Genomic DNA, 231 nt, shown 5'->3' on the forward strand with positions numbered 1-231 from the left:
CCGCGGGTGACGCCGGTGGGCCGCTTCATCCGCCGGACGTCCCTGGACGAGTTGCCGCAGCTGTTCAACGTGATCAAGGGCGAGTTGTCCCTCGTCGGACCACGCCCCCATGCCCTTCAGGCCAAGGCCGCCAACACGCTCTACGATCAGGTGGTGGACGGTTATTTCGCCCGCCACAAGGTCAAGCCGGGGATCACCGGCTGGGCGCAGGTCAACGGCTGGCGTGGCGAG

Annotated in this window: 1 protein-coding gene; it reads left to right on the forward strand. The window is 67.5% G+C overall.

Features of this window, described 5'->3' with window-relative positions; translation table 11 throughout:
- Positions 1–231, forward strand: a 231-nt coding sequence (locus ASF25_RS06685) for a sugar transferase (protein ID WP_200918698.1), incomplete at both ends; no start/stop codon positions are given.

This window comes from Methylobacterium sp. Leaf100, from assembly GCF_001422845.1.
Lineage (GTDB): Bacteria > Pseudomonadota > Alphaproteobacteria > Rhizobiales > Beijerinckiaceae > Methylobacterium.